Raw genomic sequence first — 19,436 nt, 5'->3', positions numbered from 1 at the left:
CGACCCGATATGCACATTGAGCACCGTGTCGGTATCCACCAGCGCATCCCACATCGGCTTCCAATGCTCGAAATCATGGAAACTCGGATACCCCATCGCCGACGGGTTCTCCGAGAACGTCAACGAATGCACCCCCCGCGCCGCATTGCGACGGATCTCGGCCGCACACGCCACCGGATCCCAGATCACCGGCAACGTCATCGGAATGAACCGGGCCGGATACGCCCCACACCACTCCTCGACATGCCAGTCGTTGTAGGCCTGCACCAACGCCAACGAGAACTCCGCATCCTCGGTGGCGAACAACCGGCCCGCGAAACCCGGAAACGACGGGAAACACATCGACCCCAAAATCCCGCCGGCATTCATGTCCTTGACCCGCTCATCAACCTGCCAACACCCCGGTCGGATCTCATCCAGACCCTGCGGCTCCAGCCCGTACTCCTCCTTGGGCCGACCCGCCACCGCATTGAGCGCCACATTCGGAATCACCACATCCCGGAACTGCCACGTATCACTGCCGTCCGGGTTATGCACCAACCGCGGCGCCTCATCCAAATACTTGCTCGGCAGATGATTCTTGAACATATCCGGCGGCTCAACGATGTGATCATCCACGCTGATCAAAATCATGTCATCACGGTTCATCGTCGTACCCATCCTGTAGTCACTTACCGTATGGTCGACAGTTTAGCGCGCAGGTTCAGCAACACCGGGCGCCCAGGTCGGCGTCGGCGGCCGCGTGGCGGCGCCGCCAGTACTCGCCTTCCGACATCGCCGCCTCGCCGGCGTGCGTGCGCGTGTGGTGTTCGAGGTAGCGCTGGTAGTGGTTGTCGCCCATCAGCGACTTCCAGTACCAGCCGATCTGGTGGACGGCCCGGCGTGCGCCTTCGAAAGTGCGTCCCACTGCTTCTGCACCTCCTTCTCCGCTGAAGTCATCACCATGCCGGACGGCGCGAAGATGCGCGACGGTATCGGGTTGTCTTCGGCCAGCGGCCGGCCGGTGCCGCGAATCGCCTTGACCGCCATGACGACTCCCGCGGTGAACACGATGAGCACCAGCACCGCGAAGACGATCGACAGCGTGCCCTGGATGAAGGTGTTGCGGATGACGGCGTCGAGCGCTCCGGCGTCCTTGGCGGCGCCGAAGCTCGTCTGTCCGGCGTCCCTGGCGTTGCGGTACTGGAAGTGCTGCGTCCAGTAGCCGACCTTGGGGTCGCCGGAGAAGATCTTCTGCCACGAGGCCGTCATCGTGATCACCAGATCCCACAGCAGCGGAACCCCGGGTATCCACGCCCATTTCAGCAGACCGCGTTTGATGACCACGACGGTCGCGACCGTCAGCGCGATCGCAGCCAACAACTGGTTGGCGATGCCGAACAGCGGGAACAGGGTGTTGATGCCGCCGAGGGGGTCGGTGACGCCCATCAGCAGAATGCTGCCCCAGGCCGCGACGACGATGATGCTGCAGATCCAGGCGCCGACCCGCCAACTGGGATTGCGCAGCTGCTTGAGTGGGCCGCCGAGGTTGCCCAACCCGTCGGAGAGCATGAACCGCGCGACCCGGGTCCCGGCGTCGACGGTGGTCAGGATGAACAGCGCCTCGAACATGATCGCGAAGTGGTACCAGAACGCCTTGAGGCTCGCGCCGCCGAACACCTGGTGCAGCACCTCCGACATCCCGAACGCCAGGGTCGGGGCGCCGCCGGTGCGGGACACGATGGACTCCTCACCCACGCTCTCGGCGGCGTCGGTGATCTCCTGCGCGCTGATCGGTGCACCGGACAGTCCGAGACCGTTGACGTAGTCGGCTGCCGACTGGGCGGTGGTGCCTGTCGACGCGGTGGGGGCGTTCATCACGAAATACAGATGCTGGTTGAGGATCGCGGCGGTGATCAGCGCCATGATCGCGACGAACGACTCGGTCAGCATGCCGCCGTAGCCGATCAGCCGCATCTGGCTTTCCTTCTCCAGCAGCTTCGGGGTGGTGCCCGACGAGATCAGCGAATGGAACCCCGACAGCGCGCCGCACGCGATGGTGATGAACAGGAACGGGAACAGCGAACCGGCGAACACCGGCCCGGTGCCGCTGGCGGCGAACGACGAGATCGCGGGCGCTTCCATGATCGGGCGGGCCAGCAGGATCCCGACCGCCAGCAGCGCGATGGTGCCGACCTTCATGAACGTCGACAGGTAGTCGCGAGGGGCGAGCAGCAGCCACACCGGCAGCACCGAGGCAGCCAGGCCGTAGATGATGATGCACCAGGACAGCGCCACCTTGGACAGCGTGAACCACTCGGCGCCCCAAGATGTCTCGGCCACCCAGCCGCCCGCGACAACCGCGAGCAGCAGGAGCACCACGCCGATCAACGAGACCTCCGAGACGCGCCCGGGGCGCAGGAAACGCAGGTACAGACCCATGAACAGTGCGATAGGTATCGTCATCGCGATCGAGAAGACGCCCCACGGGCTCTCGCTCAACGCGTTGACCACGACCAGCGCCAGCACCGCCAGCAGGATCACCATGATCACCAACACGCCGACGATGGCCGCGACTCCGCCGACGGCGCCGAGTTCGTCGCGCGCCATCTGACCCAGCGAGCGACCGCGCCGACGCACGGAGATCGACAGCACCAGGTAGTCCTGCACGCATCCGGCGACGACCGCGCCGATGATGATCCAGATGGTGCCCGGCAGATAACCCATCTGCATGGCGAGTACCGGGCCGACCAGTGGCCCGGCACCGGCGATCGCCGCGAAGTGGTGCCCGTAGAGCACCCGCCGATCGGTCGGCATGTAGTCGGTGCCGTTGTCGAAAACCTCTGCCGGCGTGGCAATCTCGTCGCGCGGCCGGACGATCTTCATCTCGATGAGGCGGGCGTAGAACCGGAAACCGATGACGTAGGTGCAGATCGCGGCGAAGACGAACCACACCGCGTTGACCGTCTCGCCCCGGAAGAACGCGATGATCGCCCAGGAGACCGCGCCCAGCAGTGCGACGACCGCGAAGATGATCCTGTGTTTTACGGTGATCGGCGATCTGTCGATGATCGCCACCGGCGGCAGGTTCTTGTCCGTACGGATGTAGGTGATGTCTCCGACGGTTTCCTCGATGCGTTCCGATGCGGCGGTGGGTGTGGCCACGATGCGTCCCGGTCTCCCTTGTCTTCTGCCCTGTCCGTGCCTGTGTCGATACTGGCACCGGAGCAAGCACAGATGTGGGGAAACTCCCTTTTGCGAGGTCAGTTCGCGCGTTCGTGCAGTGCACGCACCGTGTCGATGGTGTCGGCCTCGGCTGCGGTCTTGTCGTCGCGGTAGCACAGCACCCGGGCGAAGCGCAGCGCCATCCCACCGGGGTAACGCGAGGACGTCTGGATTCCGTCGAACGCGATCTCGACGACCTGCTCCGGCCGCACCGTCACGGTGAATCCATCCGCCGCTCCGTGGTCTGCTGTCGCGGCCGGGGCCGCTCCGTGGTCTGCTGTCGCGGCCGGGGCCGCTCCGTGGTCTGATGTCGCGGCCGGGGCCGCTCCGTCGGCCAACTCGAGAAAGCGTTCCGTCTGCCAGGCCAGCATCTCATCGGTCATGCCCTTGAACGTCTTGCCGAGCATGACGAAACCGCCGGTCGCCGGGTCGCGTGCACCGAGATGGATATTGGACAGCTTGCCGGTGCGCCGGCCCGATCCCCATTCCACGGCGAGCACCACCAGGTCGAGGGTGTGCACGGGTTTGACCTTGAGCCAGCCCGCCCCGCGTCGACCGGCTTCGTACGGTGCGGTCGGCGACTTGGCCATCACGCCTTCGTGTCCCGCGGCCAGTGTCGCGTCGAGAAACGCCTGCGCGGCCTCCGGGTCGGAGGTCAACAGGCGGTCGACGCGCTGCTCGCGGGGCACCGTCGCGTCGAGCGTGGCGATGCGCTCGCCGGTGGGCAGGTCGAGCAGGTCGACCCCGTCGGCGTGCAGCAGGTCGAAGAAGAACACCGACAGCCTCTGTGTACCCGCGTCGGGCGTACCACCGCGGCGGCCGAAGCGTGAGGCGGTGATCTGGAACCGGTGCGGACGCCCGTCGGGTCTGAGTGCGATCGCCTCGGCATCGGCGATCAGCTCCGTGACCGGCAGCGCCAGCGTCGCGTCGACCACCTCGGGCAGCCGCGCCGTCACGTCGTCGAGGCTGCGGGTGAAGACCGACACCGCGTCGCCGCGGCGGTGGATCTGCACGCGCGCGCCGTCCAGCTTGGCCTCGAACAGCGCCGTCCCGCCGAAGCGGTCGAGCGCATCGGCGACGCCGGTGGCGGTCTGGGCCAGCATCGGGCCCACCGGCCTGCCGACCTGCAGGGTGAATTGTGCGAGGGCGGACTCGCCGTCGGTGACGGCCGCGGCGGCGACCGCGGGAAGGTCCCCGCCCAGCATCGCGGCGCGACGCACCACGGCGGAGGGGACGCCCGCGGCCTTGCCGACCGCGTCGGCCATCACCCCGCCGAGGGCGCCCTGGCGCAGTTCCCCGGTGAGCAGGCGGCGCAGGAAAACCTGTTCGACGGCGGTGGCCGCAGCGAAGAGTTCAGCCAGCAGTGCCGCGCGGCGCGCCTGGGACCCCTTGCCGGAGGTGGACCCGATCTCCCCGAACCGGGCGTCGACGTCCTCGACCGTGAGGCTCGGTTGGGCGGCGGGGTCGGGCACCGAGCGCACGGACCGCCACCCGACACCGATCTGGCGCTGGGTCAGCTCGCCGGACAGCCAGGACACGACGACGCGGACGAGCCGCGCGTCGCCCTGTCGGCCGGCCGTGCGCAGCAGCTCGGCGATGCGCGCGACCTTGGCCAGCCGCGCCGACATGGCCGCGACGTCGGCGGACGCGTTGGCAACGTCAACCAGCAGCACGTCACCATCCTCTCAGCTGCCGAAATTGCATTCCAGCGGCGAAAGTTCGCCTTGGATTCAAGCGGTGGCTGCAACGAATGTGGACGGGTCTGACAGTAGTCGGTCGAGTTCTTCGGCGGGTGTGCGCCAGCCGAGTCGTTTGCGGGGTCGGGCGTTGAGTTCGGCGGCGACTTGGTCGAGCCAGCCCGGGCCGTAGAACGACAGGTCGGTGCCTTTGGGGAAGTACTGACGGAGCAGGCCGTTGGTGTTCTCGTTGGTGCCGCGCTGCCAGGGGCTGTGTGGGTCGCAGAAGTAGATCGGCAGCCCGGTGGCTTCGGTGATCTTGGTGTGTAGAGCCATCTCGCTGCCCTGGTCCCAGGTCAGCGAGCGGCGCAGGATCTCGGGGATTTCGGGGACCTTGATCGACATGGCCTCGGCGAGGGTGGCCGCGGTGCGGTCCTCGGGCAGGTGCAGCAGCACCACGAACCCGGTGGTGCGCTCGACGAGGGTGCCGATCGCCGAGGCTGAGGCGGTGCTGCCCAGGATCAGATCGCCTTCCCAGTGACCCGGGATCGCACGGTCGTCAGCTTCGGCGGGACGTTCAGCGATACCGATCATCCCGTCTTTGAACCTGTTGCGGTCAATAGTGTTGCGGCCCTGCGCCTTACGGTGCACACGTCCAGTGCGTAAAGCTTTTTTGACCAGTCGGGCCAGCTCTCCGCGGGGCTGGACGTAGAGGGCCTGGTAGATCGTTTCGTGTGACACCCACATCTCCGGATCATCGGGGAAATCGAGACGCAACCGACCCGCGATCTGCTCGGGACTGTCGTGCTTTTCCAAGCGTGCCACCACCTCGGTCAGCAAGACAGGGTTGGCCTGCAATTTGCGGTCCTTAGGCCGCTTGCGACGGGCCTCGGCGACGTCCTGGCCCACCCGAGCGCGGTACCCCGAGCAGGTTTGACCCCGCTCGATCTCTCGGTTGATGGTGTCCTTGTGGCGCCCCAACGCCGCAGCAGCCTGCGCTGGCAGGTGGCCGGTTTCCAAGAGTTCCTCAAGCCGCCAACGCTCGGTGAACGTCAGTGGCGTTCGCGGCCGCGGGGGCGCGATCTCATCGGACGGGAGAGCATCGGGGGCCTGGGTTCTGGGCACATAACCAGCCTGGTTCACCCAGATCTGACCCATGTTCTCCGACACGCCGGCGATCACCGCTGCCTGCGTCGGTGAGGCTCCCGCCTGCATCGCCGCCCAGAACGAGTCGCGGATCGCCAAGGGATACCGGATACCGCGGTGCTTCAGATTCGCGGGCACTCCGGCAGCCTTGGCCCAACTACAGCCCGTCGTGTGAGAAACCCCAGCCACCGTTGCCGCCGCCGATTGCGACAACCCCGACCCCAACGCCTCCAGGAAGACCTCACGAGCCCCATCCGGAACGTCGTTGCTGCCACGCTTGCGAAACCCCATCGAACAACACCCCTAAACCAATCAGGTGTTGCAGCGACCGATTGAGTCTGACCGAGTGAGGACCTGCTGGAATGCAATTTCGTGCGGTCAGCGCACCGCGAAGGTGATCGAGTGCCAGCCCGTCGCACCGTCGGGGACCGGATCGGCCCGGTCGGGGGTCTGCGTGTAGCCGTCGTTGTCGGTGGCGCGCACCGTGATCGTGTGGAAGCCGGTTTCCCGTGCGTCCCACGGGAAGCTCCACAGCCGCCAGGTGTCACCGGAGTAGGCGTCGCCCAGGGTGGCCTGCCGCCAGTCGCCGTCGTCGATCTGCACCTCGACCGCGCGTATCCCACGGTCCTGCGCCCACGCGACGCCGCCGAAGGTCACCGGGCCCACGGGCACGTCCTGGCCGCTGCGCGGCACGTCGATGCGCGATTCGGTCTTGATCGGGCCGCGGGCCGACCAGCCCAGCCGCGTCCAGTACGCCTCCGCCCGGTCGAAACGGGTCAGCTCCAGATCGGTCACCCACTTGGTGGCCGAGACGTAGCCGTACAGGCCGGGAACCACGAGTCGGGCGGGATAGCCGTGCTCGATCGGCAGCGGCTCGCCGTTCATGCCGATGGCCAGCAGCGCGTCGCCGTCGGTGAGCGCCTCGACCGGGGTGCCCGCGGACCAGCCGTCCACCGACATCGACAACACCATGTCGGCGTCGGGTTGTACGCCCGCCTCGGCGAGCAGGTCCCCGACGCGGTAGCCGGTCCACACCGCATTCGAGATGAGTTCGCCACCAACGGGATTGGAGACGCAGGTGAGCGTGACCACCTTCTCGACGACCTCGAAACGGCTCAGGTCCTCGTAGCGGTAGGTGACCTCACGGTCCACCATGCCGTGGATCCGCAACCGCCAGTCCTGCCGGCTCAGTTGTGGGACGCTCAACGCGGTGTCGATGCGGTAGAAGTCGGAGTTGCTCGTGACGAACGACGGCAGCGCAACACCTTTCGGCTGCACCCCGTCCGGGATGGGGGCCGCGGCCTTGTTCACCTTCGGAAGCGCGAACGCTTCGCGGTCACCGGACACCGACGAGGCCAACCGGGTGATGACCACGCCGAGGGCCCCGCTCGCCACGCCCGCGCCGAGCAGGCCGAGGGTCACCAGCGACAGCCGCCTGCCCTGATCGGTGCTCGCCTCCTCGCCTTCGTCGGTGAACCGGCCCGACACCAGCAGGCGCAGCACGGCCACACCGCAGGCCGTCCCCACCAGCGTCGGCACGATGTCGACAAGCGTCGCGCCGGCGCGGGAGAGCACCGCGGCGCATCCCACCCCGCCGGCCGCCACGATCGCCGTGCTGCCGATCGGGCGGCGTCTGGACTCGAGGATGCCCGCGACCGCGGCGATCACCGCGATCACGGCGAGGACCATCACGGTCAGCGCCAGCTTGTCGGCGGTGCCGAAGGTGTCGATCGCCCACTCTTTGACGGCGCCGGGCGTCAGTTCGATCACCGCGGAACCGACGGCGGTGCGCACGTCGGCCTGCGGGCCGAAAGCGGCACCGACGAGCTGTGCCACCCCGACGGCCACCGCGGCCGCGGCGACACCGGTCATGGCCTTGGCGCCCGGCGTGGTCATGTTGCCAAAGTACCGCCGCCAAGAGCCCGAAACTCTTACCGAACGATGTCATCGGCTAGGTTGCATGGGGGCTTTACAAATCACCCATGTATTGGAAAGTTCGCGAAAGGGAACAGATGGAGATCGAGGGCAAGAAGGCCGTCGTCGTCGGCGGCGCGTCGGGCTTCGGGCGGGCCACCGCGGAGGCGCTGGCCAAGCGCGGTGCGAGCGTGGCGGTGCTGGACCGTCCGCAGTCCAAGGGCAAGGAGGTCGCCGACCAGATCGGCGGCTCGTTCTTCGAGGTCGACATCACCGATTTCGAGGGCACCGAGTCCGTGCTCAACCAGGCGGTCGAAGCGTTGGGCGGTCTGCACATCGCGGTCACCACGGCCGGCGGCGGCATCGCCGAGCGCACCGTGAAGAAGGACGGTCCGCACAGCCTTGAATCGTTCCGCAAGAGCATCGACCTGAACCTCATCGGCACCTTCAACATCAGCCGGCTGGCGGCTTGGCACATGTCGAAGAACGACCCCGTCGACGACGAGGCCGAGGAGCGCGGCGTCATCATCAACACCGCGTCGATCGCGGCCTTCGAGGGCCAGATCGGGCAGGTGGCGTACACCGCCTCCAAGGCCGCGATCGCCGGGATGTGCCTGACGATGGCCCGTGATCTCGGCAGCCTGGGTATCCGGGCGCTCGCGATCGCGCCCAGCCTGTTCGCCACCGGGCTCACCGAGGGCATCCCGGACGAGTTCGCCTCCGTGCTGACCAAGGATGCCGCGTTCCCGAAGCGGCTCGGCAAGCCCGAGGAGTACGCGAAGCTCGCCGTCGCGATCGTCGAGAACCCGATGCTCAACGGCCAGTGCCTGCGGTTGGACGCCGGCCAGCGCTTCGCCCCCAAGTAGGCAACCCGCGACTTCGGTGTAGTTGGTCCTGCTGAGCGGAACCAACTACACCGAAATCGCTCTAGGCTCGACGGCGTGCCAGTTGATGTGACGTTGACCGAGGCCGAGACCGACGCACTGCGGGACTGGGTGCGGCGGACCGGGATCGGGTCGACCGTCACCGGCGTCGAGCCGCTGACCGGGGGCTCGCAGAACATCGTCGTGCGCCTGCAGGTGGACGGTCGACCGATGGTGTTGCGCCGCCCGCCGCCGCACCCCAGACCCACCAGCGACAACACGATGCGACGCGAGATCGCCGTGCTGCAGACCCTGAAGGGCACCGCGGTGCCGCATCCGGAGCTGATCGCCGGATGCGAAGACCTCGATGTGCTCGGGGTGGTGTTCTACCTGATGCAGGCGATCGACGGCTTCAACCCGGGAACCGAGATCGACGAGGCCTACATCCGGGATGCCGGCATGCGTCACCGCGTCGGCCTGTCGTACGCGGCGAGCCTGGCCGAACTCGGCAAGGTGCCGTGGGAAGGCAGCCCGCTGGCCGCCCTGAAACGGCCGGGATCCTTTCTGGCGCGCCAGGTTCCGCAGTTCATGCGGCTGCTGGAGAGCTACCGGCACGAGCGCTACGCACCCGAGTCGTTCCCCTCGGTGCACCTGCTCGCCGAATGGCTGGAATCCCACCGCCCCGAAGACACCGAACCCGGCATCATGCACGGCGACTGCCATCTCAGCAACGTGCTGCTGCGGCGCGACGTCCCCGAGGTGGCGGCCTTCGTCGACTGGGAGATGTGCACGGTCGGCGACCCGTTGCTCGATCTGGGCTGGATGCTCATCTGCTGGCCGGACGGGCCGAAACCGATCGACGTCGGTTCCGAACTGGCCGCGCTCGGGGGACTGGCCACGCGCCCCGAACTCGTCGAGGCGTATCTGGCCGCCGGCGGGCGTCGGACCTCGGCGCTGGACTGGTATGTCGCGATGGCGTGTTTCAAGCTCGCGATCGTCATCGAGGGCACGTGGTCGCGGTACCTGGCCGGGCAGGCCAGCGCCGAGGCGGGTGAGCGGTTGCACGCGTCGGCGGAGAATCTGATCGAGCTGGGTACCCGGGTGTCCAAGGGCGACAACCCGTTTGTGTGATCACCCGTAGGCGTCGAACCCGAGTTTGACGGCCAGGGCCACACCGGCGACGCCGATCGCGACCCGCAGGGGTTTGTCTGGGGCGTGCCGGACCACCACCGGGCCCAACCGTGAACCGAGCAGGCAACCGGTTCCGAGCGCGAGGACCGCGGGCCACGCGACGGGCGCCACCACCGCGAAGATCAATGCGGCGACGCCGTTGGCCGCGCCGAGGACGACGTTCTTGGCCGCGTTGGCGTGCGCCAGTGTCTCACCGCCCAGGCGCAGGAACAGCGCGAGCAGCAACACCCCCGCCGCGGCGCCGAAATAGCCGCCGTAGATACAGATCGCAAAGACGGCGGCGCCCTGCAGCACCAGCGTCACCGTCCGCCTGCGTGGCGACGACGTCCCGTCGCGTCGAGGTCGCACCGGAAGCAGGATCGCCAGCGAGGCGAACCCGAGCAGCACCGGCACGAGCTTCTCGAAACCCTCCGCGGGCGTGGACAGCAGGAGCACCGCCCCAGTGACGCCGCCGACCGCGGCGAAGGGCAGCGTGCGCTTCAACAATGCGCTCTGCCCGGCCAGTTCGGGCCGCGATCCCCAGACCGAACCGACTCCGTTGGCGACCAGCGCCACGGTGTTGGTGACGTTGGCGGCCACCGGGGGCAGCCCCGCCAGCAGCAGGGCCGGATAGGTCGCCACGGACGCCAGGCCCGCGATGCTCCCGGTCAGCCCACCGATGACGCCGGCCGCGAACAGCAGCGCGGCTTGCGACCAGGACACCGGCACATTGTGCCCGCGCCCCGCGCGGTGTCCGCCACCCGGATAACCGTTTGCACGACGCGATCCGGGAGGTCTAGCATCGCTGACGTGCCGAGGCGACTCGTAGTAGCAACCCGCAGCGGGGTCTGATCTGACCGACCCCTCGCTGTGGGTCGTCGCTACTTCGTCGGTCGCTTCCTCTCGGAGCAGAAGGCCGGCACATGACATCCACGATCGCCACCCCCACTGACGCGACATCGATGACGTTCGCGGCCGTCGTCGGCGGCCTGTTGCCGCGCGCGCTGCGCGAGCCGGCCGAAACCAAGTCGTTCGACGAGTTCTGCGACGAGTACGCGCCCTCGACGGGCCCGGTGCGGCTGGGCCAGTGGGCCTGCGTCGACGGCGCCAGGCGGCTTGGCCCGCAGGTCCGCAGCTACCAGGCCACGCTGGCGCTGGGGGACCGCACCGGCACCTCACGCGCGGCGGCGTGCGGCCCCGTCGCAGCGTTGACGGAGATGCTGCACGAACGCGGGGTCGCCGTGGAGATGACCGCGTTTCACCAACTGCGCGCCGGCGATCACACCGCGACGTTCATCCGCGGTAGCAACGGGTGCCGCACACGGTGGGCGATGGGCTGGTCCGACGATGCGACCGAGTCGGCGCTGCGCGCGGTCATCGCGTGCGCCAACCGGCTGATCGCCGACAGTTAGCGCCGAAATCGCATTCCAGCAGCCGAAGTTCGAGTGACGAGCTGCTGGAATGCAATTTCGGCGGAAGGAAAAACTCAGTGCAGGGGGCGCAGCACTATCGGCATGCCGTCCAGTGGAACCGGCATGCCGCCGTAGTCGTACCGGGGCTGGTAGTCCGGCCTGGGCAGTTCGAGGCGGTAGTTCTGCAGCAGACGGTGCACCACCGTCTTGATCTCCAGCTGACCGAACACCATGCCGATGCACTTGTGGGCGCCGCCGCCGAACGGGGCGAACGCGTAACGGTGCTTCTTGTGCTCGCTGCGCGGCTCGGCGAACCGTTCCGGGTCGAACTTCTCCGGGTCGGTCCACAGTTCGGGCAGCCGGTGGTTGATCGACGGCCACGTCACCACGTTGGTACCGGCGGGGATGTAGTAGCCGAGCAGGTCGGTGTCGCGGATGGCCTGGCGGAAGTTGAACGGCAGCGGGGTCATCATCCGCAGCGCCTCGTTGATCACCAGGTCATAGGTTTCCAGCTTCTCCAGCGCCTCGATGTCCAGCGGTCCGTCGCCGATGCGCGCCGACTCCTCGCGCAGCCGGTCCTGCCACTCGGGGTTGGCCGCCAGGTGGTAGGCCATCGTCGTCATGGTCGAGGTCGACGTGTCGTGCGCGGCCATCATCAGGAAGATCATGTGGCTGACGATCTGGTCGTCGGTGAAGCTCTGGCCGTCCTCGTCGGCCGAATGGCACAGCACGCTGAACATGTCGGTGCTCTCCGAGCGCCGCTTCTCGCCGATCCGGCTGGAGAAGTAGTCCTCCAGCGTCTTGCGGGCCTTGATCCCGCGCCACCACGTCAGCGGCGGAACAGGCTTGCGCACGATGGCATTGCCCGCGCGCGTCGTCGTGGTGAACGCCTGGTTGACCGTCGTGACCAGGGCGCGGTCGGTGCCGGCCGGGACACCCATGAACACCTCGGAGGCGATGTCGAGGGTGAGTTCCTTGATGGCGGGGTGGAACAGGAACCGGGGATCGTTGGCCACCCAGTCGTTGGCGAGCACGGCCGAGGCCACCGAGTCGATATGCGAGACGTAGCCGGTCAGGCGGCTGCGGGTGAACGCCTCCTGCATGATCCGGCGATGGAACATGTGCTCGTCGAAGTCGAGCAGCATCAGGCCGCCCTCGAAGAAGGGCCCGATGACCGGGTCCCACGCGCGCTGCGAGAAGTCCTTGTTGCGGTTGGAGAACACGGCCTGGGTGGCATCGGGCCCCAGCGCCATCACCGACGACAGCGCGGGCGACTCGGCGAAGTAGACGGGACCGTGCTTGCGGTAGATCTCCAGGATGAAGTCCGGCCCGCCGCGGAAGATCTCGATCATGTGGCCGATGATCGGCAACCCCGCGTCACCCAGGATTGGCTTGAGGTCGCTGCCGGCGGGCGGTTCGGCGAGCACGAACTGGTCCCAGTGCTTGTCTTTGAGCCGCTTCTCCACCGCGCCCATGCCCGGGATGGTGACCGGGGTTGGCTTCAGTCGCCGTTTGGCCTGGTCAAGAACGTAATCGGTCGTCGAGATCGACGGCATCTGAACTCCTGGAGTCACGGGACTGTGGTCGATGTCACTGAGACCGCTATCCTTAACGAGGCACTTGACGGCTGTCAAGTTTCCAAAGGTTTTGTGTCGGAGGTGTCGCGGTGCCAAGGTTTACAGCCATGACGGCCGAACCCGCTCCCAGCGACCTGCGCCGCAGCAGAGGCGACCGGCAGCGGGACGCCATCATTGCCGCGGTCCGCGAACTGCTTCAGGAGCGCGCGTTCGCCGATCTTTCGGTCAGCACGATCAGCGAGCGCGCCGGGGTGGCCCGATCCGGCTTCTACTTCTATTTCGACTCCAAGTACGCGGTGCTGGCGGTGATCGTCGCCGAGGCCATGGCCGAGCTGGACCAACTCACCCACGACTTCGCGCCGCGTGAACCGGGGGAGTCGCCCTCGGACTTCGCCAAGCGGATGGTCGGCTACGCCGCGACTGTGTACGCGAGGAACGACCCGATCATGGGCGCGTGCAACCTGGCCCGCAACACCGATGCCGAGATCCGCGAGATCATGGACGACTTCCAGGACAGCGTGATCGACAAGATCGTCGACCTGGTCGGGCGCGACTCCGGTGCGCGGCCGGTCTCGCAGGATCTACCCGCGCTGGTGCGCACCCTGATCGCCATGACGTCGATGACACTGGCCCACGACAGCGCGTTCGTCGGCCGCGGTGCGGATCCCGCCCGCGCGGTCGAGATCGTGGAGCGGCTGTGGCTGAGCAGCCTTTGGGGCGGCGACAGCCTCGAGACTCACAAGGCCTAATCGCTGGCAGGCAGCGGCTTGGCTTCCTTGAGAGCCAGCGGGGTCGATCCGATGGACAGCGTGCCGGCACCGGCCTTGGTCACCAGGACCTCGGCGCCGCCGTCGTCGACATAGCGTTTACCCATCGCGTTGCCGCCGGACTGCGCCGGATCCAGCGTCAGGGCGGTGTCTTTGTCACTTTCCAGCGGAATCATCGGCGCGCCGCCGGCGCGCAGGTCCTCGAGGCTGTCGGCGGTCCTGACGACGATGACCTGCGTGTCGCAGACCTGGCTCTGCAGCCGGGTGCCGTTCTTGATCATCACCGTAGGGTATCCGGTATCCGCATCGGCCCGCCGGTAGTGTCACGTCTCATGGCGCACCGGAACGGATTTGACGATTTTGCCGGTAAGCGGTGTCTGATCACCGGCGCCGCCAGTGGGATCGGGCGCGCCACGGCGCTGAAGTTGGCCGCCCGCGGCGCCGAACTGTTCCTCACCGATCGTGACGCCGACGGGCTCGCGCTGACGGTCGCCGACGCCCGTGCGCTCGGCGCTGTGGTGGCCGCCCACCGGGCGCTCGACATCTCCGACTACGACGCGGTCGCCGGCTTCGGCGCAGACATCCACGCCGCCCATCCCGCGATGGATGTGGTCATGAACATCGCCGGGGTGTCGGCGTGGGGCACCGTCGACAAGCTCACCCATCACCACTGGAAGTCGCTGGTCGACATCAACCTGATGGGGCCGATCCACGTCATCGAGACCTTCGTGCCGCCGATGATCGAGGCGCGCCGCGGCGGTCATCTGGTCAACGTGTCCTCGGCTGCCGGGATCGTGGCGCTGCCATGGCACGCGGCCTACAGCGCGAGCAAATACGGTCTGCGCGGGCTGTCCGAAGTGCTGCGGTTCGACCTCGCGCGGCACCGGATCGGCGTGTCCGTGGTGGTGCCGGGGGCGGTGCGGACCCCGCTGGTGGACACGGTGCACATCGCGGGCGTGGACCGCGACGACCCGAACGTGCGCAAGTGGACCGACCGCTTCGCCGGTCACGCGGTCTCTCCCGAGGTCGCGGCCGACAAGATCCTGCGCGGGGTGGTCAAGAATCGATACCTGGTCTTCACCTCCCACGACATCCGCGCACTGTATCTGTTCAAGCGGACGGCGTGGGTGCCGTACAGCGTCACGATGAAGCAGGTGAACGTGCTGTTCACCCGTGCGCTGCGGCCGAATCCCAAGCAGCGCTGAGGGTTTACCGCTTACCCCAGTCCCACGGTGGCGTGGTCAGCAGGCCCTGCTCGGCGATCTTGGTCTCGCCCCAGTCCTTGTAGAGCTCGATCTCCCAGGCGTCGCCGTCCGACCCGATCGGCTGGGCACCCAGGTTTGTCCGCAGTGTCGCCGAGTGTGTCACCACGACGACCTGGGTGCGTGTCGCGGCGGCGTCGATCAATTCCGCCAGCGGACGCACCAGGTGGGGGTGCAGTGAGGTCTCCGGCTCGTTGAGCACCATCAGTGACGGCGGTTGGGGGCTCAGCAGCGCTGCCGCCCAGAGCAGGAAACGCAATGTGCCATCGGACATCTCAGCGCTGCGCAGCGGGCGGAGCATGCCTCGCTGACGCAGGTGCAGGTCGAAAAGGCCGTCGGTGACAGACACCGACACCGTGGCCCCGTCGAACGCATCGGCCACGGCGCGACCGAAATCGTCGGTGCCCGTTTCGAGAATCGTCTGCACCGCGGCCGCCAGGTCGGCGCCGTCGTCGGCCAGCACCGGAGTTCTGGTGCCCACCTGGGGCATCCGGGCGGGGGCATGGCTGTCGGCGCGGAATCCGTCATAGAACCGCCAGTCCCGCAGGCGTTCCCGCACCATCACGAGTTCGGGCACGGCGCCGGCCCAGTCGGCAAGCACACTTCGGTGCGCGGGCAGGTTGCTCGCCAGCGCATCGAAGCCGCGCCCGGTGTCGGCGGCCACCTCGACCAGACCGCGCACCCGGCGCACCAGCGTGGCGGTCGGGCGGGCCACGGGTCCGGCGAACACCAGCTCCCGTTTGACCTCCGGGTCGCGTCCGAACGCGGTCTCCCGTGCCTGGGGTAGGCCGAGATCGATCAGGTATCCGAAATCGTCTGCGGCGTAACCCAGCTCGATCGAGACCGGCCGGGTGCGGGGCCCGCCCTGGGCGGTACCGGTGCGCCGTGCGCCACCGAGGTGCTCGGGGCCGGCCCACATCGCGGACTCCACGCCGCCTTCACGGGCGAACGATGCGATCACCTCACCGCGGCCGCAGTCGGCGAGCAGACGCAGTGCCCGGTACAGCGACGACTTGCCGGTGCCGTTGGCGCCGGTGATGACGGTGAGCCGGCGCAGCGGTAGCACGATTTCGCGCAGCGAGCGGTATCCGCGGATCGCGACAGTGTCGAGCATGCCCCGAGCGTATTGCCCCGCCCCGACACGTCGTTTCACGCGACGCGCTACGGTCTGGTCACTCGGCGCGCTTCAACACGGCCAACACCGTGAGCCTCAGGAGCTTCACGTCCAGCCAGATCGACCAGTTCTCGACGTGCCGACGGGTGAGCCGATCAGTCCGGCTGGATACCGAAGACCCGCGCGCGGAGCATCGCGACGAAGTCCTCCATCAGTTGGAGGTGGCCTGAGGTCCACCGCCTGGGCTTGAGGTCCCAGGCGCTCAACGTTCCGATGGTGTGGCCGGCGGCGTCCGTCAGCGGGAAGCCGGCGTAGGCCACCACCAGTCCGTCGCGAACCGCGTAGTGGTCCTGCAACAGGGGTTCTCGGCGCGCGTCCTCGACGATCAGGGGTTGGCCGGAGATGAGGATCTCCCGACCGAGCGAGCCCTCGATGGGCCCTTTCCTGGTGACGGCCAGTTCGCCGGTGAGGCCGATCGCGCTGCAAACGTACTGGGTGTCCTTGTCGAGCAACGTCACGGCCGCGCACGGTACGGCCAGGGCCGCCACGACCATCTCGACGACCCGGTCGAGGCTGCCGGCCCGCTCGGTGTTGAGCAGCCCACTCTCGTAGAGCGCCTGAAGCCGCTCGGGATCGGAGATGACGGAGCCGCTCGCCAGGTCTGCGGAGCGCCCGGGTATCTCCAGATCCAATTCGCGGATGTGGTCGACCAGTTCGTCGAGGCCGTGGTCGCCGCGGCGGGCCCGTTCGAGGGCCATCCGGCCGGCGACCGCGCGGCTGACGTACAGCTCGACGGATTCTCCGGATTTCGCGGCTTCGTGGTCCAGGGCGTCGTTCATCCACTCGTCAAACCCCGACACCGTCGACCCCATGGCCGCCACGGTAGCGCGCCGCCGAGCACAGGCGCAGCGCGTCTGAGGAAGTCGTCAGCGCTCGGAGTCCGGCATGACGAGCTCCAGGCGAACCCCGAGCAGCCGGACCGGGCGATCGAGGTCGAACTGGCCGAGCAGATCCAGGGCGGTCCCGACGACGGGGTCGCTGTCGGTGGTCGGTGAGCTGAGCTTGCGGATCTTGGTTCGCGTGTAGAAGGTGCTGGTGCGCACGGTGACCACGACGCGGGTGACCACACGCTGTTGTTCGGTCACCTCGGCCAGTGTGTATTGCGCGAGATCGGCTACGGCCCTTGCCATCTCGCTGCGGTCGGTGAGGTCTTGGGGGAAGGTGACGACGTGACTCCGGGACCGCGGCACCCATGGTTCGGCGCTGACCTTGGTGTCGCCTCCGCCTTTGGCCAGCAGCAGGATCCACAGCCCGGTGGTCGGGCCGAAGGCCGTCGTCAGTACGGCGGCATCCGTGCCCGCCAGGTCCGCGACCGTCGTGATGCCCATGGCGGCAAGCTTTTTCGCGGTCTTGGGTCCCACACCCCACAGTGCGTCGACGGGACGGTCGCCCATCGTGAGCATCCAGTTGTCGTCGGTGAGGGCATGCACTCCAGCGGGTTTGCCGAAGCCGGTCGCCACCTTGGCCCGCTGCTTGTTGTCGCTGATGCCTACCGAACACGACAGGCCCGTCTCCGCGGCGACGACATGCTGGATCCGGTGGGCCAACGCAAGCGGATCGGCCACCCTGGCGCCGACGTAGGCCTCGTCCCAGCCCCACACCTCGACGGGGTGGCCGAGGTCGCGCAGCAGGCCCATCACCCGTTCGGAGGCGGCGTCGTAGGCCTCGGGATCCGAGGGCAGGAACGTGGCGTCGGGACAGCGTCGCGCCGCAGAACGCAACGGCATTCCGGCGTGCACACCGAACTGCCTGGCTTCGTAGGACGCGCACGTGACCACCTTGCGCGGTTGGGTCGGATCGCCGCTGCCGCCCACGATGACCGGGTGCCCGACGAGCTCCGGATGCCTCTGCAGCTCGACCGACGCCAGGAACTGATCCATGTCGACGTGCAGGATCCACTCTTTGCCGGGTCCGGTCCCGGGGGTGGTCATGAGCCGCAGAGTTTGCGTGCCACCGTCTCCCAGGCGTCGCCGAGTTCGGCGAGCGTGCGCCCGCGGTCGTGCAGCTGGTGGTGCACGTAGTCGGCGTCGAGCAGCGCCAGCAGCGCGGTCGCCTGGGCATCGAGATCGCCGGTGGTGCCCGCGGACTCCAAGAGCAACCGAACGTGGCTTTGGTGCAGGGTCGCCGGGGCGTTGAATCGCATCTGTAGATCGCGGCCCACGTCGGAGAGCAGGGCGTGGTGGCTGTCGACGAACTTCAGCCGCTCCCTGCCGTAGGCGAGCAGACGCTGCAGCGGCGGCGCCTCGGGACCCAGCGGCGGCGGCCCGAAAAGGAAGGCCTGCTGCAGGGCTTTCTCGTCCTCGTCGAGCAGGACGATCATCAGCCCGGCGCGGCTGCCGAACCGGCGGAACAGCGTGCCCTTGCCGACCCCGGCCGCTGCGGCGATGTCGTCGGTGGTGACGGCCTCGGCGCCGCGTTCGTCGACCAGTCGCCGGGCCGCGTCGAGCAGCAGTGCCCGGTTGCGCGCGGCGTCCCCGCGTTCGGGCGGAGTCGAATCGCCCTCCGCCAGCACCGGCAGTACCGGTAGCCCGTTTCGGTCCTGCGCCGCGCTCACCTCGCAACTTTAACTCAGCCGGAATACAACGGACTGTGGTCCGGTTCGTTCGGTGGGAGTATCCGAAACGACGATCGAGAGGATGAAGATGGCGCAGGATGAGAACAACACGGTGCTGGTTCTGGTGGGGAGTCTGCGCGCGGCGTCGATCAACCGTCAGTTGGCCGAACTGGCCGTCGAGACAGCGCCCGCCGGGGTCGCCCTCGAGTTGTTCGACCGGTTGGGCGAGTTGCCGTTCTACAACGAGGACCTCGACACCGACGACGTCGCCGAACCCGTGGTCGCCCTGCGTGAGGCCGCCGCCCGTGCGGGCGCTGCACTGGTGATCACGCCCGAGTACAACGGCACCATTCCCGGTGTGCTGAAGAACGCGATCGACTGGTTGTCGCGGCCCTGGGGGAACGGCGCGCTCAAGGGCAAGCCGGTGGCGGTGATCGGTGCGGCGTTGGGCCAGTACGGCGGCGTGTGGGCGCACAACGAGACCCGCAAGTCGTTCGGTATCGCCGGCCCCCGGGTCGTCGAAGATCTCGAGCTGTCGATCCCGACGACGACGCTGGACGGCAAGCATCCCCGCGAGCAGGCCGAGGTGGTGGCCCGTCTGCGTGACATCGTCGGCAAGTTGGCCGCCGAGATCGGCTGACTATGGGCGGCCGACGTCGGGCGACCTCGGGAATCCCCGGTCGATTCGACACGCGATGTGTGATCGCCGGCTGAGCC

The 19,436-nt window shown here is 67.8% G+C and carries 19 protein-coding genes; 6 read left to right on the top strand and 13 right to left on the bottom strand.

All coding sequences use genetic code 11. The features are described from left to right. The 6 genes from BN976_RS21470 to BN976_RS21450 all read right to left on the bottom strand — a co-directional run. Positions 1–648: amidohydrolase family protein (locus tag BN976_RS21470; protein ID WP_036373686.1), on the bottom strand; the 648-nt coding region annotated here is incomplete at its 3' end. Between the two features lie 55 nt (positions 649–703). After that, entirely contained in the window at positions 704–841 is a 138-nt protein-coding gene (locus BN976_RS32805) for a YbdD/YjiX family protein (RefSeq protein WP_011779256.1), read from the bottom strand. Then, positions 841–3,144: a carbon starvation CstA family protein gene (locus tag BN976_RS21465; RefSeq protein ID WP_011779257.1), complete on the bottom strand. Its 2,304-nt coding sequence runs from the start codon at positions 3,142–3,144 to the stop codon at positions 841–843. Before BN976_RS21465 ends, BN976_RS32805 begins: the two co-directional genes overlap by 1 nt. Positions 3,145–3,242: 98 nt before the next feature. After that, a complete protein-coding gene (locus tag BN976_RS21460; RefSeq protein ID WP_036373684.1) occupies positions 3,243–4,877 on the bottom strand; it encodes an ATP-dependent DNA ligase in 1,635 nt (544 codons plus the stop codon). A gap of 57 nt (positions 4,878–4,934) precedes the next feature. Then, entirely contained in the window at positions 4,935–6,095 is a 1,161-nt protein-coding gene (locus BN976_RS21455; RefSeq protein ID WP_457920257.1) for an IS30 family transposase, read from the bottom strand. 309 nt (positions 6,096–6,404) lie between these two features. Then, a complete protein-coding gene (locus tag BN976_RS21450) occupies positions 6,405–7,922 on the bottom strand; it encodes a molybdopterin-dependent oxidoreductase (RefSeq protein WP_011779259.1) in 1,518 nt (505 codons plus the stop codon). A gap of 116 nt (positions 7,923–8,038) precedes the next feature. On the opposite strand from BN976_RS21450, the gene BN976_RS21445 reads away from it, so the two are divergent. Together BN976_RS21445 and BN976_RS21440 are read left to right on the top strand one after the other, a co-directional pair. Then, positions 8,039–8,806 carry an SDR family NAD(P)-dependent oxidoreductase gene (locus tag BN976_RS21445; protein ID WP_011779260.1) on the top strand — a complete coding sequence of 256 codons (768 nt, stop codon included), beginning with the start codon at positions 8,039–8,041 and terminating at the stop codon, positions 8,804–8,806. 75 nt (positions 8,807–8,881) lie between these two features. Then, on the top strand, positions 8,882–9,934 hold the full coding sequence (locus tag BN976_RS21440; RefSeq protein ID WP_036373679.1) for a phosphotransferase: 1,053 nt from the start codon (positions 8,882–8,884) through the stop codon (positions 9,932–9,934). Here the strand turns inward: BN976_RS21440 and BN976_RS21435 are convergent, their stop codons facing one another. After that, complete coding sequence (locus tag BN976_RS21435; protein WP_199558985.1) at positions 9,935–10,696, bottom strand: sulfite exporter TauE/SafE family protein; 762 nt, start codon at positions 10,694–10,696, stop codon at positions 9,935–9,937. It lies immediately after the preceding gene. 200 nt (positions 10,697–10,896) lie between these two features. Between BN976_RS21435 and BN976_RS21430 the strand changes: the two genes are divergently transcribed. After that, entirely contained in the window at positions 10,897–11,385 is a 489-nt protein-coding gene (locus BN976_RS21430) for a 2-isopropylmalate synthase (RefSeq protein WP_109489636.1), read from the top strand. 74 nt (positions 11,386–11,459) lie between these two features. On the opposite strand, the gene BN976_RS21425 is transcribed toward BN976_RS21430, so the two are convergent. Further along, positions 11,460–12,941 (bottom strand): cytochrome P450, encoded by a 1,482-nt coding sequence (locus tag BN976_RS21425; protein ID WP_011779264.1) that lies wholly within the window; start codon positions 12,939–12,941, stop codon positions 11,460–11,462. Positions 12,942–13,069: 128 nt separating this feature from the next. Here BN976_RS21425 and BN976_RS21420 point away from each other — a divergent pair, with 128 nt between their 5' ends. After that, the gene (locus BN976_RS21420; protein ID WP_011779265.1) at positions 13,070–13,711 is read left to right on the top strand and encodes a TetR/AcrR family transcriptional regulator; all 642 of its coding nucleotides are present in this window, start codon (positions 13,070–13,072) and stop codon (positions 13,709–13,711) included. On the opposite strand, the gene BN976_RS21415 is transcribed toward BN976_RS21420, so the two are convergent. Continuing rightward, positions 13,708–14,010, bottom strand: a complete 303-nt coding sequence (locus BN976_RS21415; protein ID WP_011779266.1) for a hypothetical protein — start codon at positions 14,008–14,010, stop codon at positions 13,708–13,710. The genes BN976_RS21420 and BN976_RS21415 overlap by 4 nt on opposite strands. Before the next feature lie 51 nt (positions 14,011–14,061). Here BN976_RS21415 and BN976_RS21410 point away from each other — a divergent pair, with 51 nt between their 5' ends. Continuing rightward, a complete protein-coding gene (locus BN976_RS21410) occupies positions 14,062–14,934 on the top strand; it encodes an SDR family oxidoreductase (protein ID WP_011779267.1) in 873 nt (290 codons plus the stop codon). A gap of 4 nt (positions 14,935–14,938) precedes the next feature. On the opposite strand, the gene BN976_RS21405 is transcribed toward BN976_RS21410, so the two are convergent. The 4 genes from BN976_RS21405 to BN976_RS21390 form a co-directional block, all read right to left on the bottom strand. After that, on the bottom strand, positions 14,939–16,105 hold the full coding sequence (locus BN976_RS21405; RefSeq protein WP_036373675.1) for an AAA family ATPase: 1,167 nt from the start codon (positions 16,103–16,105) through the stop codon (positions 14,939–14,941). A gap of 155 nt (positions 16,106–16,260) precedes the next feature. After that, the gene (locus tag BN976_RS21400) at positions 16,261–16,977 is read right to left on the bottom strand and encodes a GAF domain-containing protein (protein ID WP_036373673.1); all 717 of its coding nucleotides are present in this window, start codon (positions 16,975–16,977) and stop codon (positions 16,261–16,263) included. A gap of 54 nt (positions 16,978–17,031) precedes the next feature. Then, positions 17,032–18,096: a DNA polymerase IV gene (locus BN976_RS21395; RefSeq protein WP_036373670.1), complete on the bottom strand. Its 1,065-nt coding sequence runs from the start codon at positions 18,094–18,096 to the stop codon at positions 17,032–17,034. Further along, positions 18,093–18,683, bottom strand: coding sequence for a TetR/AcrR family transcriptional regulator (locus BN976_RS21390; protein ID WP_109489645.1), 591 nt, complete (start codon positions 18,681–18,683; stop codon positions 18,093–18,095). Before BN976_RS21390 ends, BN976_RS21395 begins: the two co-directional genes overlap by 4 nt. A gap of 124 nt (positions 18,684–18,807) precedes the next feature. Between BN976_RS21390 and BN976_RS21385 the strand changes: the two genes are divergently transcribed. Further along, positions 18,808–19,359: an NAD(P)H-dependent oxidoreductase gene (locus tag BN976_RS21385; RefSeq protein WP_036374216.1), complete on the top strand. Its 552-nt coding sequence runs from the start codon at positions 18,808–18,810 to the stop codon at positions 19,357–19,359. The last annotated feature ends 77 nt before the right edge of the window (positions 19,360–19,436 follow it).

The organism is Mycolicibacterium austroafricanum, assembly GCF_000612725.1.
Classification (GTDB): domain Bacteria; phylum Actinomycetota; class Actinomycetes; order Mycobacteriales; family Mycobacteriaceae; genus Mycobacterium; species Mycobacterium austroafricanum.
Note: the sequence above shows the minus strand (reverse complement) of the source record. Positions and strands in the feature narration are given on the sequence as shown.